Below are 14,100 nucleotides of genomic sequence, written 5' to 3'. Positions count from 1 at the left end.
GCAGGTGTCGCCAGCCGTGCCATCCCGGTCAACAAGGTGGGTCAGGCCTCCCGCGGCATCAAGCCTTGCCCACCACGCTTTCCGGCAGGTCCTTGCCGAACACGCGCTGGTAGTATTCGGCGACCAGCGGCCGTTCCGCCTCGTCGCACTTGTTCAGGAACGAGAGGCGGAACGCGAAGCCGACATCCTTGAAGATCAGCGTATTCTGCGCCCAGGTGATCACCGTACGCGGGCTCATCACCGTGGAAATATCCCCGTTGACGAAGCCCTTGCGGGTCAGGTCGGCGACGCGGATCATGTCCTCCACCTGCTTGCGGCCATCAGGCTTGTCATATTCGCCCGACTTGGCGAGCACGATGTTGGCCTCAGTTGCGGCCGGCAGATAGTTCAGCGTGACGACGATGTTCCAGCGGTCCATCTGACCCTGGTTGATCTGCTGCGTGCCGTGATACAGCCCGCTCGTGTCGCCGAGGCCGACCGTGTTCGCCGTGGCGAACAGACGGAAATAGGGGTTCGGGCGGATCACGCGGTTCTGGTCGAGCAGCGTCAGCTTGCCCTCGGTTTCCAGCACGCGCTGGATCACGAACATCACGTCCGGACGGCCAGCGTCATATTCGTCGAAGACCAGCGCGGTCGGGGTCTGCAGCGCCCAGGGCAGCAAGCCTTCGCGGAATTCGGTGATCTGCTGGCCATCCTTCAACACGATGGCGTCGCGACCGATCAGGTCGATACGGCTGATGTGCGCGTCGAGATTGATGCGGATGCACGGCCACTTCAGCCGCGCCGCCACCTGCTCGATATGCGTCGACTTGCCGGTACCGTGATAGCCCTGCACCATCACACGGCGGTTGTGGGCAAAACCCGCCAGCACCGCCAACGTGGTGTCCGGATCGAACACATAGGCCGGGTCCAGATCGGGCACCCGTTCGTCCGCCTCGCTGAATGCGGGGCATTGCATGTCACTGTCGATCCCGAACATTTCGCGCACGCTGACCATCTTGTCGGGCGCATCAAGGATCGTCGTTTCGCGGCTGTCGGGAAGCGTGTTCGGAATATCGGTCATGCGCGCCTCGCAATTAACACGAACGCCTTAGGCCCGAGTTCGGTGGTTATTCAACCTTTGCCTTTGCCGGCAGGTGGAAGAGGTCGATGAACTGCCGCGCCAGGGCGCGATCGCCGGCGAAAACGAGTTCTCCGGCCGCCTCAGCCTCCTCGATCGGCCATTTGCCGTAGACGATATTGGCCATGATCCGCGGGCTGGTGGTGAAATGCACATCCGCTTCCCCCTCCCCACGGACGATCGGCAAGTCGCCATCGACCAGCCGCGCCAGGAACGATTCGGCCGCGAACGTGAAGGCCACGGCACAATTCGGCCTGCTTCTGGCGCGCTGCGGCTGGATCATGGTGCGCAGCGACAGCATCATCGACGCCGCCGACAGCGGCAGCATCGGATCATGATCCGGCGAGCGTGCTGCCCAAGCGCCCAGCGCCTTGATCGCTCCTTCGGCTTCATAGCCCCATGGGGTGAGTTCATAGACCTGCACGCTGGCCGGCGGCGGCAGGCGGCGGCGTTTCAGGATGTGCGCTGCCTCCAACCCCTCCAGCCGTTGTGTCAGCACATTCGCGCTGATCCCGTTCAACGATGCTTTCAGTTCACCGAAGCGCCGGGCACCGAACATCAATTCGCGCACGATCAGCATCGACCAGCGCTCGCCAACCAATTCCATCGCCAGCGCGGTGCCGCAGGCGTCGTCATACCAGCGCCGCTTGCCCGAAACCTCAGTTGTTACTTTTTCTGACTTCATTGTTGCTTTTGATAACTGCCGAGCGCACAAACCACAAGCAACGAGTCGCAAGGGAGAGGTGCGATGGCCAGGACGATCTTCGTCAACCTGCCGGTGACCGACGTGCCGCGCTCAACCGCCTTTTACGAAGCGCTGGGCTTCACGCTGAACCCCATGTTCTCCAACGAGCATGCGTCGGCGATGGTGTGGTCCGACGAGATCAGCGTGATGCTGCTCGATCGCGGTTTCTACGCGACCTTCACCGACAAGACGCTGATCGACGCCCATACGACCAGCGGCGTGCTGCTCGCCATCTCGCGTGACAGTCGGGATGAGGTGGATGGGATCACCGATGCCGCCATCGCAGCGGGTGGGCGCGAAACCCGCGAGCCGCAGGACATGGGATTCATGTACGGTCGCGCCTTTGAGGATCCCGACGGCCATGTCTGGGAACCGATGTTCATGGATATGGTGGCCGCGCAGCAGGCGATGGGGCAACCCGACGCCAGCGCCGCCTGAGGAAAGCGGCATCATGTCATTCCAGGCCTATCTAGACACGATCGAGCAAAAGACCGGGAAGAGCCCCGGCGATCTGCGCGCAATGGGGTCGCGAATGGCTGGACCGCCGGCGACACGTTGGCGCCCGGCATCAAGCCGATGGCCATGGTCGAACAGCTGAAGTCTGACCTGGGGCTTGGCCACGGCCACGCCATGGCGGTCGTCGCGCTGCTGAAAGGGACCAAGAAGGAGGGTGACGCCTGAACGCAGGCGCACCGTCGCCGATGGCTGCACCTGCCGCCCAGCGATCATGCGGCCCGGACGACACAATAAAGGAGCGAGAGGATGGAACTGCCAACGATCACGGCATTCGATTGGGTGCCGCCCTTTGCCGAAGGCCAAGTGCGCGACCTTCGCGTGCGCTGGGCGCTGGAGGAAGTGGGCCAGCCCTATGACGTCGCCTATCTGACACAGGGCGGCCAGAAGCACCCCGAGCACCGGCAGCGCCAGCCCTTTGGGCAAGTTCCCACTTATGAGCAGGACGGGCTGGTGCTGTTCGAATCCGGGGCGATCGTCCTGCACATCGCCGATCGGTACGGCACGTTGCTGCCGGAGGATCCCGCCGCACGCGCGCGGGCGATCGAATGGATGTTCGCCGCGCTCAACACCGTCGAGCCACCGATCATGGACCATGCCATCGCCACCTTGTTCGAGGCCGACGAGCCCTGGTCACGCCCGCGCCTCCCGTCGGTCGAGGCCCGCATCCACGAACGGCTGGAGGAATTGTCACGCCGGCTGGGCGATCGGACGTGGCTGGAAGATGAGACCTTCACCGCAGGCGACCTGCTGATGGTGTCCGTAGTGCGGATCTTGGAGGATGACGGTTACCTCGATCCGTACGACAATCTGCGCGCCTATGTCGCGCGCGGCACGGCGCGGCCCGCGTTCCAGCGCGCGCTTGCCGATCAGCTGGCGGGCTTTACCGGCGCGCCGCCGCCGGAGATCGCCGCCTGGCTCGCGAGTCGTGAAGGAGCGGCAGCATGACCTATGTCGACGGGTTCGTCGTGGTCGCGCCAAGCGAAAACAAGGACCGCTATATCGCCCATGCCGATGCGGCGCGCGGCCTGCTGGAGGAATTTGGCGCGGTACGCGTGGTCGAGGCATGGGGCGACGATGTGCCCCGCGGCGAGATCAACGATCTGTGGCAGGCGGTAGACGCGCGTGAGCGCGAAACCGTTCTGTTCAGCTGGATCGAATATCCCGACAAGGCGACGCGCGATGCCGCCGGGCAACAGATGATGAGCGACCCGCGGATGGAGCAGCTGGGCCCGATGCCCTTTGACGGGCAGCGCATGATCTATGGCGGTTTCGAGGTGGTCTGCGCGGCGGGGCCGGGCGGCGACTGCGGCTATGTCGATGGCGTGGTGCTGCCGGTCGCCCAGGACGGGAAAGAGGCATATCGCCGCTTCGCCGAAGCATCCGCCGCCGCTTTCCTGGATCATGGCGCCAGCCGCGTGGTCGACGCCTTTGGCGACGACGTGCCGGTCGGAAAGGTCACCGACTTTCATCGCGCCGCGCGCGTGCAGGACGGCGAAACGGTCGCCTTCGGATGGGTCGAATGGCCGTCCAAGGCCGTGCGCGACCGGGGCTGGGAAGCGCTGATGAACGATGAGCGGATGTCCGCCGGCGAGGATCGACCGTTCGACGGCAAGCGCATGATGTTCGGCGGCTTCGTCCCGGTGGTCGACGGCTGAGCGCAGGGAGACAGGAGATGCGCAACAAGCACGGCACCCCGATCTGGTATGAGCTGTTGACGACCGATCCCGAGCGATCGTCCGAATTCTATGGCCAGGCGATCGGATGGACGGTCGGCCCCAGGCCGGGGGAGGGCCCGGATTACCGGATGCTCGTCACCGCGGACGGCAGCAACGTCGGCGGTATGATGCATTTGGCGCCCGAGATGGTGGCTGGCGGTGCCAGGCCGGCGTGGCTGTTCTACATCGGGGTCGACGATGTCGATGCCAGCGTCGCGGCGATCACTGCTGCTGGCGGCAGCGTCCATCTGCCCGCGTTCGACATGCAGGGCGTCGGCCGGCTGGCGATGGTCGCCGATCCGCAGGGCAACCCGTTCTACGTGATGCGCGGCGCGGTCGACGCGCCCAGCACGGCATGGGAACGCACCGGCATGGGCAAATGCAACTGGCACGAACTGGTCACCACCGATCAGGTCGCCGGCAACGCCTTTTACGCGGACGTGTTCGGTTGGACCTTTCCCGACAAGATGACGATGCCGGACGCGGCGGGCGATTACATCTTTGCCGCCGCGGCCGGAGAGACATTTGGCGCGACGATGAACGTGAACGCGGATCAGCCGACCCCCGGCTGGCTGTTCTATTTCCGCGCACCCGACATCGAGAAAGCCGCGGCGGCCGTGACCGCTGGCGGTGGCACCGTTCACGTCGGGCCAATGGAAGTGCCCGGCGGGGACCGGGTGATCGTGGCGAGCGACCCCGATGGCGCGGCCTTTGGCATCGCCGCACCAGGCGCCGCGGCATGAGCACGGGCGACCCACGCCAGCGGCCGCCGATGGTCGCGGATCGACTGGCGACCTGCCTGTGGTTCGACCGTGGCCAGGCAAGCGCGGCGGCGCGTTTCTACGCCGCGACCTTTCCCGACAGCCACGTCGGCAGCGTCCGGACCGCGCCGGCGGACAATCCGTCGATGCCCGCGGGCGGTGAACTGACGGTCGAATTCACCGTGCTGGGGCGCCCCTTCATCGGCCTGAACGGCGGGCCGGCCTTCACGCCCAATGAAGCAGTCAGCTTCATGGTGATGACCGACACGCAGGAGGAAACCGACCGCTATTGGGACGCGATCGTCGGCAATGGCGGGGAAGAAAGCGATTGCGGCTGGTGCAAGGACCGGTGGGGCTTTTCGTGGCAGATTACGCCGCGCGCGCTGATGGATGCCCTTGCCGATCCGGACGCCGCCGCTGGAAGGCGCGCGATGGAGGCGATGATGACGATGCGCAAAATCGGCATAGCGGCGATCGAACAGGCGCGTCGGAGCGAGCGAGACGATGCGTAAGATCACCGGTGGCCTGTTCATGTCGATCGACGGGGTGATCCAGGCACCGGGCGGGCCGGACGAAGACCCCAGCGGCGGCTTTGCGCACGGCGGGTGGATGGCCGGCTACGACGATGATGCGACCAGCGACTTCATCGGTGAACACATCATGGGCGCCGAATATGATTTGCTGTTGGGCCGGCGCACCTACGATATCTTTGCCGATTACTGGCCGCGCCACGTGGGCAACCCGGTCGGAGAACGTTTTGGCCGGATCACCAAATACGTCGTCACCTCAAACCCCGAGACGCTGGGCTGGCAGGGATCACAGGCGCTGGTGGGCGATCCCGCTGCCGCGGTTGCTCGCCTGTGCGAGGAAGACGGGCCGGATCTGCTGATCCAGGGCAGTGGGCAGCTGTATCCTGCGCTGCTGGGCGCCGGGTTGATCGACCGATTGTTCCTGACGATCGTGCCGATCATCCTCGGCAAAGGCCGGCGCGCACTCACCGGCGGCTCACCCGCCGGGCTGCGGCTGGTGGATCATCGCGTCAGCGGGACGGGCGTGATCATGGCCGTCTATGAGCGTGACGGCGCAGTGCGGACCGGGGATTTCACGCGACCGGACGGCGAATAGCCGCCGCAGGGCGCCCCCCAAGGATCGCGCCACCCCGATCACGTGATCGGGGCGGCGGTATTCGGTTCAGGCGGTGCGGGTGCCGGTCAGCGGGAAGCTGCCGAATGCGCCCGCGCCAACCGTGCCGGAGACGGTGTCGCCGTCGATCGTCACGTTCATGTCGAGCGTCATCGGCATCGGAACGGTCATCTGCTGCTTCCAGGTCAGCGTGTTGCCGTTCACCTCACCCGAGACATCCGCCGCGCCCATCGCGCCCGAATTGGTGCCCGTGAAGGTGCTGCCGTCGCTCTTCACCGTCAGCGTCGACTTCTGGTCGCCCAGCGGGGACTTCACAACGACGTCGTAGGTACCATCGACTCCAGCCATCATTCTCTCTCCTGTGGGGCGCCCGCCACGGACGCAGCGCTCATCACCTCAACCGGCAGTCCGACACTGTCAAGTTGCGGCCGGACCACCTTGGCGTCGCCCACGACGACCCAAACGAAACGGTTCGGATCGATGACGCTACGGATTGCGCCGACCAGTTCGTCACGGGTCATCGCGCGATAAGCCTGCGGCAACGTAACGTAATAATTGTCCGGCCGCTGGTAGAGGTCGTTCGCCTGCATCGCCCCCAGCACGTCGCCAGCCGTCTCGAAATTGCCGGCGAGCGATCGAATCGCACCGGTGATGCTGCGATCGAATTCGGCCTGGGTCAGCGGCTTGTCACCGACGAAGGCGCTGATTTCCTGCTGCAGCGAGGTGATCGCCGGCCCCGTCTTGTCCGCCTGCACCGGCGCATTGATCAGATAGGGTGCGGCAAAGGCGTTGCGCTGGAAGCCACCGTAGGCGCCGTAGGACCAATGCTTGGTTTCGCGCAGGTCCATGTTGATACGGCCCAGGAAGTCGCCGCCAAGCGCATCGTTCGCCGTGATGACCGGCAGCAGATCCTGCGTGCCGCGCAGGTTGGTGCGCAGCGCGCCGGTGATGCGGGACTGCGGCGAGTCCGGTCGATCGATCAGGATCACGCGCGGCGCCGGCAGGCTGCGATCCTCGCGGAACACCTTGGTCCCGGCCGGACCGGTGCCCTGCCAATCGCCGAGGCGAGCGTTCAGCACCTGCTGCACCTCCGCCATCGGACGGTCGCTGACCACGAAGATCTTGGCCTTCTCCGGCCGCAGCCAGGCGCGCTGGAAGGCGACCAGATCATCGCGCGTCAGTGCCTGGACGGCGGCGGCATCGCCGGTGCCGACATTCTTGGCATAGGGGCTGCCCGCGCCGTATGCGATCGGTGACACGACCCGCCGGGCCAGCCCGGCCGGATCGGTCAGTTCCTGCGCGATCTGCGCCAGCAACTGGCCACGCACGCGCGGCAACTCGCTTTCCGGAAACGTCGGCGCGCGCAGCAGGTCCGCCCACACATCGACGGCGGGCGCCAGATTGGCGCTGGGCGCACGGAAGCTGACGGTGGTGCGGTCGGGCGACGATCCGGTGAAGATGTCGAGCCCCAGCCGCTCCTTCGCCTCCGCCAGCTGGATCGAGTTCAGCCGGGTGGTGCCTTCATCGATCATCGCCAGGGTCATCGCCTGCGTGCCCAGCCGCTTGGCGTCATCCGCAGCGGTGCCGGCATCGAAGCTGGCGACGATCTGCGTGACCGGCACCGCGGTACGCTGCGCGTAGACCAGCTCGATCCCGTTGCGCAGCTTCGCCCGCTGCACGGTGGGGAAGGCGAGCGCGCCAACCTCACCCACCTTGGGCATCGGCTCTCGCGTACCCTTGGCCGGAACATCAGGTGCGGCGGTCTGCGGCGCGGCCGGCGGCACCTGCGCCTCGTCATAAGCATCGCGTTCGCCGGGAACGACGGTCAGCGTGTAGCCGGGCCGGCTCAACCATTGCTGCGCCGCCGCCTTCACGCTGGCGGGCGTCTGCGCGGCGAGTTCCGCGAGCCGCTTCTTGTAGAAGCCGGGATCGTTCGAATAGAGCGCGCCCTCGGCCAGCGCGACGGCCTTGCCGCCAAAGCCGCCGACCGATTCGAGCCCGCCGATCCGCCGCGACACCATCGTCGTCAGCGTGCGCTGCACCTCATCGGCGGTCGGGCCATTGCGGATGAAGTCCGCGACCAGTTCATCGAGGCGCTTCTGCACCACCGCGGGATCGACGCCGGGGCGGACCACCGCCTGAATGCTGAACGTCCCGACCTGCGCGAAATCGGAATAGTTGGCGCTGACCTGAACCGCAGTCTTGTCGCCCTTCACCAGCGCATTGTCGAAGCGCGAACTGGCGAGCCCGCCGAGCACATAAGCGGCCACTTCCAGCGCGGGGGCAGCGGGATCGTTGAGGCCGGGTACCGGCCAGTTCTTCACCACCAGCGGCGCAGCGACGCGATCCTTCATCACTTCGCTCTTCGCCTGCGCGAGCACCGGCACGGGTGCGGCCGGCGCGACGCTCTTCGGGCCCGGCTTGATCGGGCCGAAATATTTGGTGGCGAGGCGCCGCGCGGTCGCAACGTCGATGTCGCCCGCGAGCACCAGCACCGCATTGTTCGGCCCATAATGGTCGCGGAACCAGCTCTTCACATCGTCGAGCGACGCGCGGTCCAGATCGGCCATCGAACCGATCGTGCTGTGACCGTAAGGGTGATCCGCGGGGAACACGCCTTCGATCAGCTTGTAGGGGACCAGACCGTAAGGCTGGTTGTCGCCTTCGCGCTTTTCGTTCTGGACGACGCCGCGCTGCTCATCGAGCACCGCCTGCGAGATCGCGCCGGTCAGCCAGCCCATGCGATCGCTTTCAAGGTACAGCGCCTGTTCCAGCGCCGCGGTGGGCACCGTTTCGAAGTAGTTGGTGCGATCGAAATAGGTCGTGCCATTGAGGTCCGTCGCGCCGACCTGCTTGAGCGGTTCAAAGAAGTCGCCCGGCGCATTTTCGCTGCCGTTGAACATCAGATGTTCGAACAGATGGGCGAAGCCCGTCTTTCCCTTCGGCTCATGCTTGGAGCCGACGTCGTACCAGACCGACACCGCCACGACCGGCGCCTTGCGATCGGTATGGACAACCACCCGGAGGCCGTTGGGCAGCGTGAACTGCTCGTAAGGGATGTCGATCGCCTTGACGAGATCGGCGACCGGCGCGGCCTTTGGCATCGCCGCCGCAGTGCCGGCCGTGGCAGGCGCAGCGGCAAGGGGGGGGGCAGGGGTGGCCGAGGTGGCGGGGGCGTTCTGCGCAACGGCCGGAATGGCGAGCGCGATCGCCGCGGCACTGGCGGCGAGACGAGTCATCAGACGCAAGGCGGGAAACTCCATACAGATGGGCGGAGCGTAGCGCCCCCGCGGCCCCGGCGGAAGCGGGCAACATTTCGTCACGAATATTGACTGCCCAGGCAATGGTTGCCTAAGCAACGGAAATGATCTTCAGCGACTCCAGCTTCTATCCCGATGTGTCGCCGGGATATCTGGTGCGGGTAATCCACCAGATGAGCGTGGCCGCAATCGATCGCACGCTGGCGGAGGAAGGGATGAGCGCCACCCAGTGGATGACGCTGGTGTCGCTCTACTTCAATCATGCCGACACCTGCGCGGGGCTGGCCCGGCGCATGGCGCACGACAAGGGCGCGATGACCCGGATCATCGACCAGATCGAGGCAAATGGATGGGTCCAGCGACAGCGCGATCCGAGCGATCGACGCGTCGTGCGGCTGACCCTGACGGACGACGGCCGCGCGGCGGCGCTGTCCGCCAAGCAAAAGGTGATCGCTTGCTGGAACGGATTCCTTGGCGACTGGAGCGAGAGCGAGGCGGAGGATCTGGTGAGGATGTTGCAGCGCCTGCGCACGACGATGGAGGAAAGCGACGCATGCCAGGGATGAAGGCGATTGCGGTTGCCACCGGCCGGCGTAGACGGGCCGTGCGGATGGTGGCGGGGCTGGCGCTACTGTCGATCGGGCTCGCTGCCTGCACCCCGCCGGACAGTCGTCCGCAACTGACGCAGCGGGCCCCGGCCGACCTGGGGCTGAGCAACACCCCGATGCCGGTGATCGACCCGCAATGGTGGACCGCGTTCGGCGATCCGCAGCTCGACCGGGTCGTCGCCGATGCGCTTGCCGGCAGCCCGACACTGGACGCCGCGCTGGCCCGCGTGCGGCAGGCACAGGCCACGCTGGCCCGCCGCGATGCGGAACGTGACCCTGATCTCACCGCCGACGTCACCGCGCAGGAAGCGCGGATTTCAGGCCGCTACACCATCCCGCCGCCCTTCGCCGGCAGTGTCCGCTTCCTTGGCAATGCGACGGCGAACCTGTCGTGGAACCTCGACCTGTTCGGGCGCCAGCGCGCCGCCATCGAAGGCGCGCGCGCGTCGCTTGCGGCAACCGCGCTGGACGCCGAGGCTGCCCGCCTGATGCTCGCCGGGTCGGTCGTTTCAACCTATGCCGAAATTGCCCGCGCCGAACGAGTCGGCGCACTGGCGCGCCAGACGATCGCGACTCGCGAGCGCGCGCTTCGGCTGGTCACCGTGCGCCGCGAGAACCGCCTCGCCAGCCAGATCGACGTTCAGGCCGCGAGCACCCTGTTGGCGCAAGCGCGCGTGGCGCTGACCCGGTCGGAGGCGGCGCGCATACTCGCCGCCAATGCTCTGGCCGCGTTGGTTGGGCGCGGCCCCGACTATGCCGCAGGGATCGGCGCGACCCGGCTGGTCGATCCAGCCAGCCTGACGCTGCCCACGACCATCCCCGCTGACCTGATCGCCAGGCGGGCCGACATTGCCGCCGCCGCCGCGCGGGTGGATGCCGCCGCCGCGGGCCGGCAAGTGGCGCGGCGCGCCTTCTACCCGAACGTCAACCTGATCGCGCTGGCGGGATTGCAGGCGGTGGGGATCGGCAATCTGTTCGATCCGGAGGCGGGGACGCTCGGTCTCGGCGGTGCGCTTCACCTGCCGATCTTCGACGCGGGGCGGCTCCGCGCCGACCTCGAAGGTGCCACCGCGGGGGTCGATGTGGCTATCGCCGATTACAACACCAATGTGGTGCGCGCGGTGCGCGAAGCGGCCGACGCGCTGGCGGCGATCGATGCCGCGACGCGCGAGGCCAACGCTCAGGCTGCGGTCGTGCGCGGCTTTGCGGAGACCAACCGGCTGAACGCGATCCGCATCAACGCCGGCCTCGATTCGCGGCTGAGCGGTATAGATACCGACATTCGCCTGCTCGACGCCCAGCTTGCCGGGGCCACCCTGGCGGTGGATGCGCTGGCGGCGCGCGCGCGGCTCGCCGTCGCCCTGGGGGGCGGCTTCGATCCTTCCCGACCGACCCTTCTCACGCGGACCCCGACGCCATGACCGACACCGCTGCCCCGCCGCCGCCCGCCGGCCGCCCCGCCCTGCGTCGCCGCCTGCTGCTGGGTCTGGCGATCATTGTTCTGGTCGGCCTGGCGATCTGGGCGGTGTTCCACTTCCTGCTGGCGAAGCCGGAGGAGGAGACCGAGGACGCCTATGTCGCCGGTGACGTGGTGGCGATCACCGCGCGCGACCCGGGCACGATCGTCGCCCTGCATGCCGACAACACACAGGCCGTGAAGGCCGGACAGCCGCTGATCGACCTCGATCCGCTGACCGCCGACGTCAATCTCGCCGCGGCGGAGGCGGAACTGGCGCGCGCGGTGCGCGGCACGCGGTCGGACTTCTCGCGCGTTGGCGAATCCGACGCCGCCGTGGTGCAGGCGGAGGCACAGCTCGCCGCGGCCCGCGCCGATTATGCCCGCCGCCAGGGCGCCGCGCGCGAAGGCGCAGTGTCTGGCGAGGAACTGAGCCATGCCGCCGATCAGGTGAAGGTCGCCAGCGCCGCGCTCAACCTCGCGCGCAGCCGCCGCACCCAGGCGCAGGCCGCCGTGCAGGGAACGGCCGTTGGCACCAACCCCGCCGTGCTGTCTGCCATCGCCAATTATCGGCGCGCAGCGATCGTCCGCAGCCACATGCACATCGTTTCGCCGATCGATGGCGTCGTCGCGCAGCGGCAGGCACAGGTCGGGCAGCAGATCGCGGCCGGCACGCCGCTGATGGCTGTCGTGCCGCTGGGGCGCCTGTGGGTCGATGCGAACTTCCGCGAAACGCAGCTGAAGGATATCCGCATTGGCCAGCCAGCGACGGTCGTGGCCGACGCTTATGGCGATGATGTCGTGTACCACGGTCGCGTGGTCGGGCTGTCCGCGGGCAGCGGCAATGCCTTCGCCTTGCTGCCGCCGCAGAACGCCAGCGGCAATTGGATCAAGATCGTCCAGCGCGTGCCGGTGCGCATCATGCTCGATCCGAAGGAACTGCGCGCCAATCCCCTGCGGATCGGCCTGTCGGTGATGGCAACGGTGGACACGGCGAACACCCGCGGGCCGCGCCTCGCGCAGCCGGCAGCGCAACCATATCGCGGCAACTTCTCCGAGGCTGATCCGGCGGTGGAGGCGAAGATCGCGCAGATCATCGCGGCGAACCGCTGATCCGATGGCGCGCTCGCTATCCCCTCTGCCGATGGTGATGGGGTGGTCGCATGGCTAGCGCCGCGGCGCCCGCCGCCGCTCAGCCGGTGCCGCTGGCCGGCGCGCGGCTTGGCCTGGTCGCCTTCGCGCTGGCGCTCGGCACCTTCATGATGGTGCTCGACACCACGATCGCCAACGTCTCGCTGCCGACGATCGCCGGCAATCTGGGTGTCAGTTCGGACAATTCGACCTGGATCGTCACTGCTTTTGCGGTGGCCAACGGGATCTCGGTGCCGCTCACCGGCTGGCTGATGCGCCGCTTTGGCGTGGTGCGCACGTTCTGCGTCTCGCTGGCGCTGTTCACGGTCGCCTCCTTCCTGTGCGGCATCGCGTGGAGCCTCCCTTCGCTGATCGCCTTTCGCGTGCTTCAGGGAGCCGTTTCCGGCCCGATGATGCCGGGAAGCCAGGCGCTGCTGATCTCCGTCTTCCCGCCGGAAAAGCGCGTCACCGCGCTTGGCATCTGGTCGATGACCACGTTGGTCGCGCCGATCATGGGGCCGATCCTGGGCGGCTACATCTCCGATAATTACCATTGGAGCTGGATCTTCCTGATCAACGTGCCCTTCGGCATCTTCACCATCGCGATCTGCTGGTCGAACCTGAAGAACCGCGAGACGCCGACCGCCAAGGTGCCGATCGACACGATCGGGCTGGTGCTGCTGGTGCTGTGGGTCGGCTGCCTTCAGGTCATGCTCGATCTCGGCAAGAACGCCGATTGGTTCAACGATCCGATGATCGTCGTTTTGACGGTGATCGCCGGCGTTGGCTTCATCGCCTGGCTGATCTGGGAACTGACCGACGCCAATCCGATCGTCGATCTGTCGCTGTTCACCAACCGCAACTTCGCGATCGGCAATCTCGCGTTCTGCCTGGGCTATGCGGTGTTCTTCGCCAACATCCTGCTGCTGCCTTTGTGGCTGCAGACGCAGCTTGGCTATACCGCCACCTGGGCGGGGCTGGTGGCGGCACCCAGCGGGATCGTCGCCGTGCTCCTAACGCCGCTCAGCGCGCGGCTGTCGGGCAAGATCGACGCGCGGATCTTGGCAAGCGTGGCCTTTGTCGCCTTTGCGATCAGCTACTGGATGCGCTCGGGCTACACGACCTATGCCGGCTTCTGGGATTTCGTCCTGCCGCTGCTGGTGCAGGGCGTCGCCATGTCGACCTTCTTCCTCGCGATGCTGACCATCTCGCTCGATCGCATCCCGCCGGAAAGGATCCCCTCGGCAACCGGCCTGTCCAACTTCACCCGTATCGTCGCCGGCGCCTTTGCCGCATCGATGATCACCACGGCGTGGGACCGGCGCGAGGCACTGCATCAGGGCCGTCTGTCGGAAGCCGTCGGCAATGGTGTGCCCTATCAGATGGCGAGCGAGGCGCTGATGAACCTGGGGCTGAACGCAACGCAGGCCGCCGCGGTGATCACGCGGCAGATGGTTGGCCAAGCGTATCTGCTCGCTTCGACCGACCTCTTCCGCCTCTCCGCCTGGCTCAGCGGTGCGCTGCTGATCATCGTGTGGCTCTGCCGCCGCCCGGCAGCGAATGGCACAGGCCCCGTCGCCGCCGACTGAGCCTTGCGTCCGCTCCCGCGCCAATTCATAGCGCGTTCCAAGAATAAGACGGGAGA

General features: G+C 66.7%; 15 protein-coding genes and 1 pseudogene. 12 read left to right on the top strand and 4 right to left on the bottom strand.

The window, feature by feature from the left end; translation table 11 throughout:
- Positions 1 to 58: 58 nt before the first annotated feature.
- Together cobS and K0S66_RS04755 are read right to left on the bottom strand one after the other, a co-directional pair.
- Positions 59 to 1,063 (bottom strand): cobaltochelatase subunit CobS, encoded by a 1,005-nt coding sequence (gene cobS / locus K0S66_RS04760; RefSeq protein ID WP_301073991.1) that lies wholly within the window; start codon positions 1,061 to 1,063, stop codon positions 59 to 61.
- A 46-nt stretch (positions 1,064 to 1,109) separates the two neighbouring features.
- A complete protein-coding gene (locus tag K0S66_RS04755; RefSeq protein ID WP_301073990.1) occupies positions 1,110 to 1,805 on the bottom strand; it encodes a helix-turn-helix domain-containing protein in 696 nt (231 codons plus the stop codon).
- Between the two features lie 63 nt (positions 1,806 to 1,868).
- Here K0S66_RS04755 and K0S66_RS04750 point away from each other — a divergent pair, with 63 nt between their 5' ends.
- From K0S66_RS04750 to K0S66_RS04715, 8 genes and pseudogenes are all read left to right on the top strand, one after another.
- On the top strand, positions 1,869 to 2,303 hold the full coding sequence (locus K0S66_RS04750; RefSeq protein WP_301073989.1) for a VOC family protein: 435 nt from the start codon (positions 1,869 to 1,871) through the stop codon (positions 2,301 to 2,303).
- A gap of 138 nt (positions 2,304 to 2,441) precedes the next feature.
- The gene (locus tag K0S66_RS04745) at positions 2,442 to 2,546 is read left to right on the top strand and encodes a DUF4287 domain-containing protein (protein WP_301073988.1); all 105 of its coding nucleotides are present in this window, start codon (positions 2,442 to 2,444) and stop codon (positions 2,544 to 2,546) included.
- Positions 2,547 to 2,627: 81 nt separating this feature from the next.
- A complete protein-coding gene (locus K0S66_RS04740; protein WP_301073987.1) occupies positions 2,628 to 3,326 on the top strand; it encodes a glutathione S-transferase family protein in 699 nt (232 codons plus the stop codon).
- Positions 3,323 to 3,652, top strand: a pseudogene (locus K0S66_RS04735) (DUF1428 domain-containing protein); the annotation flags it as partial. The gene K0S66_RS04740 and the pseudogene K0S66_RS04735, both read left to right, overlap by 4 nt.
- A complete protein-coding gene (locus K0S66_RS04730; RefSeq protein ID WP_301074041.1) occupies positions 3,635 to 4,036 on the top strand; it encodes a DUF1428 domain-containing protein in 402 nt (133 codons plus the stop codon). The pseudogene K0S66_RS04735 and the gene K0S66_RS04730, both read left to right, overlap by 18 nt.
- A gap of 17 nt (positions 4,037 to 4,053) precedes the next feature.
- The gene (locus K0S66_RS04725) at positions 4,054 to 4,839 is read left to right on the top strand and encodes a VOC family protein (protein WP_301073986.1); all 786 of its coding nucleotides are present in this window, start codon (positions 4,054 to 4,056) and stop codon (positions 4,837 to 4,839) included.
- Positions 4,836 to 5,369, top strand: coding sequence for a VOC family protein (locus tag K0S66_RS04720; protein WP_301073985.1), 534 nt, complete (start codon positions 4,836 to 4,838; stop codon positions 5,367 to 5,369). The genes K0S66_RS04725 and K0S66_RS04720 overlap by 4 nt, the downstream gene beginning before the upstream one ends.
- On the top strand, positions 5,362 to 5,982 hold the full coding sequence (locus K0S66_RS04715) for a dihydrofolate reductase family protein (RefSeq protein ID WP_301073984.1): 621 nt from the start codon (positions 5,362 to 5,364) through the stop codon (positions 5,980 to 5,982). Before K0S66_RS04720 ends, K0S66_RS04715 begins: the two co-directional genes overlap by 8 nt.
- Before the next feature lie 66 nt (positions 5,983 to 6,048).
- Here K0S66_RS04715 and K0S66_RS04710 read toward each other — a convergent pair whose 3' ends face one another.
- Both K0S66_RS04710 and K0S66_RS04705 read right to left on the bottom strand, forming a co-directional pair.
- Positions 6,049 to 6,348 (bottom strand): hypothetical protein, encoded by a 300-nt coding sequence (locus K0S66_RS04710; protein ID WP_301073983.1) that lies wholly within the window; start codon positions 6,346 to 6,348, stop codon positions 6,049 to 6,051.
- A complete protein-coding gene (locus K0S66_RS04705) occupies positions 6,348 to 9,239 on the bottom strand; it encodes a pitrilysin family protein (protein WP_301073982.1) in 2,892 nt (963 codons plus the stop codon). The genes K0S66_RS04710 and K0S66_RS04705 overlap by 1 nt, the downstream gene beginning before the upstream one ends.
- Positions 9,240 to 9,364: 125 nt before the next feature.
- Here K0S66_RS04705 and K0S66_RS04700 point away from each other — a divergent pair, with 125 nt between their 5' ends.
- The 4 genes from K0S66_RS04700 to K0S66_RS04685 are packed head-to-tail and all read left to right on the top strand — an operon-like array spanning position 9,365 to position 14,044.
- Complete coding sequence (locus tag K0S66_RS04700; protein ID WP_301073981.1) at positions 9,365 to 9,826, top strand: MarR family transcriptional regulator; 462 nt, start codon at positions 9,365 to 9,367, stop codon at positions 9,824 to 9,826.
- Positions 9,814 to 11,289 (top strand): efflux transporter outer membrane subunit, encoded by a 1,476-nt coding sequence (locus K0S66_RS04695; RefSeq protein WP_301073980.1) that lies wholly within the window; start codon positions 9,814 to 9,816, stop codon positions 11,287 to 11,289. The genes K0S66_RS04700 and K0S66_RS04695 overlap by 13 nt, the downstream gene beginning before the upstream one ends.
- Positions 11,286 to 12,437, top strand: coding sequence for an efflux RND transporter periplasmic adaptor subunit (locus K0S66_RS04690; RefSeq protein ID WP_301073979.1), 1,152 nt, complete (start codon positions 11,286 to 11,288; stop codon positions 12,435 to 12,437). The genes K0S66_RS04695 and K0S66_RS04690 overlap by 4 nt, the downstream gene beginning before the upstream one ends.
- A gap of 50 nt (positions 12,438 to 12,487) precedes the next feature.
- On the top strand, positions 12,488 to 14,044 hold the full coding sequence (locus tag K0S66_RS04685) for a DHA2 family efflux MFS transporter permease subunit (RefSeq protein WP_301073978.1): 1,557 nt from the start codon (positions 12,488 to 12,490) through the stop codon (positions 14,042 to 14,044).
- Positions 14,045 to 14,100: the final 56 nt, after the last annotated feature.

Source organism: Sphingomonas sp. (genome assembly GCF_029239295.1).
Lineage (GTDB): Bacteria > Pseudomonadota > Alphaproteobacteria > Sphingomonadales > Sphingomonadaceae > Sphingomonas.
Note: the sequence above shows the minus strand (reverse complement) of the source record. Positions and strands in the feature narration are given on the sequence as shown.

Excerpts from the sequence above, each read along its gene's own strand:
- K0S66_RS04755 (WP_301073990.1), bottom strand. The coding sequence starts at position 1,805 with ATGAAGTCAGAAAAAGTAACAACTGAGGTTTCGGGCAAGCGGCGCTGG.
- K0S66_RS04745 (WP_301073988.1), top strand. The coding sequence starts at position 2,442 with ATGGCCATGGTCGAACAGCTGAAGTCTGACCTGGGGCTTGGCCACGGC.
- K0S66_RS04730 (WP_301074041.1), top strand. The coding sequence starts at position 3,635 with ATGATCTATGGCGGTTTCGAGGTGGTCTGCGCGGCGGGGCCGGGCGGC.
- cobS (WP_301073991.1), bottom strand. The coding sequence starts at position 1,063 with ATGACCGATATTCCGAACACGCTTCCCGACAGCCGCGAAACGACGATC.
- K0S66_RS04705 (WP_301073982.1), bottom strand. The coding sequence starts at position 9,239 with ATGACTCGTCTCGCCGCCAGTGCCGCGGCGATCGCGCTCGCCATTCCG.
- K0S66_RS04750 (WP_301073989.1), top strand. The coding sequence starts at position 1,869 with ATGGCCAGGACGATCTTCGTCAACCTGCCGGTGACCGACGTGCCGCGC.
- K0S66_RS04690 (WP_301073979.1), top strand. The coding sequence starts at position 11,286 with ATGACCGACACCGCTGCCCCGCCGCCGCCCGCCGGCCGCCCCGCCCTG.
- K0S66_RS04700 (WP_301073981.1), top strand. The coding sequence starts at position 9,365 with ATGATCTTCAGCGACTCCAGCTTCTATCCCGATGTGTCGCCGGGATAT.
- K0S66_RS04715 (WP_301073984.1), top strand. The coding sequence starts at position 5,362 with ATGCGTAAGATCACCGGTGGCCTGTTCATGTCGATCGACGGGGTGATC.
- K0S66_RS04710 (WP_301073983.1), bottom strand. The coding sequence starts at position 6,348 with ATGGCTGGAGTCGATGGTACCTACGACGTCGTTGTGAAGTCCCCGCTG.
- K0S66_RS04695 (WP_301073980.1), top strand. The coding sequence starts at position 9,814 with ATGCCAGGGATGAAGGCGATTGCGGTTGCCACCGGCCGGCGTAGACGG.
- K0S66_RS04685 (WP_301073978.1), top strand. The coding sequence starts at position 12,488 with ATGGCTAGCGCCGCGGCGCCCGCCGCCGCTCAGCCGGTGCCGCTGGCC.
- K0S66_RS04720 (WP_301073985.1), top strand. The coding sequence starts at position 4,836 with ATGAGCACGGGCGACCCACGCCAGCGGCCGCCGATGGTCGCGGATCGA.
- K0S66_RS04740 (WP_301073987.1), top strand. The coding sequence starts at position 2,628 with ATGGAACTGCCAACGATCACGGCATTCGATTGGGTGCCGCCCTTTGCC.
- K0S66_RS04725 (WP_301073986.1), top strand. The coding sequence starts at position 4,054 with ATGCGCAACAAGCACGGCACCCCGATCTGGTATGAGCTGTTGACGACC.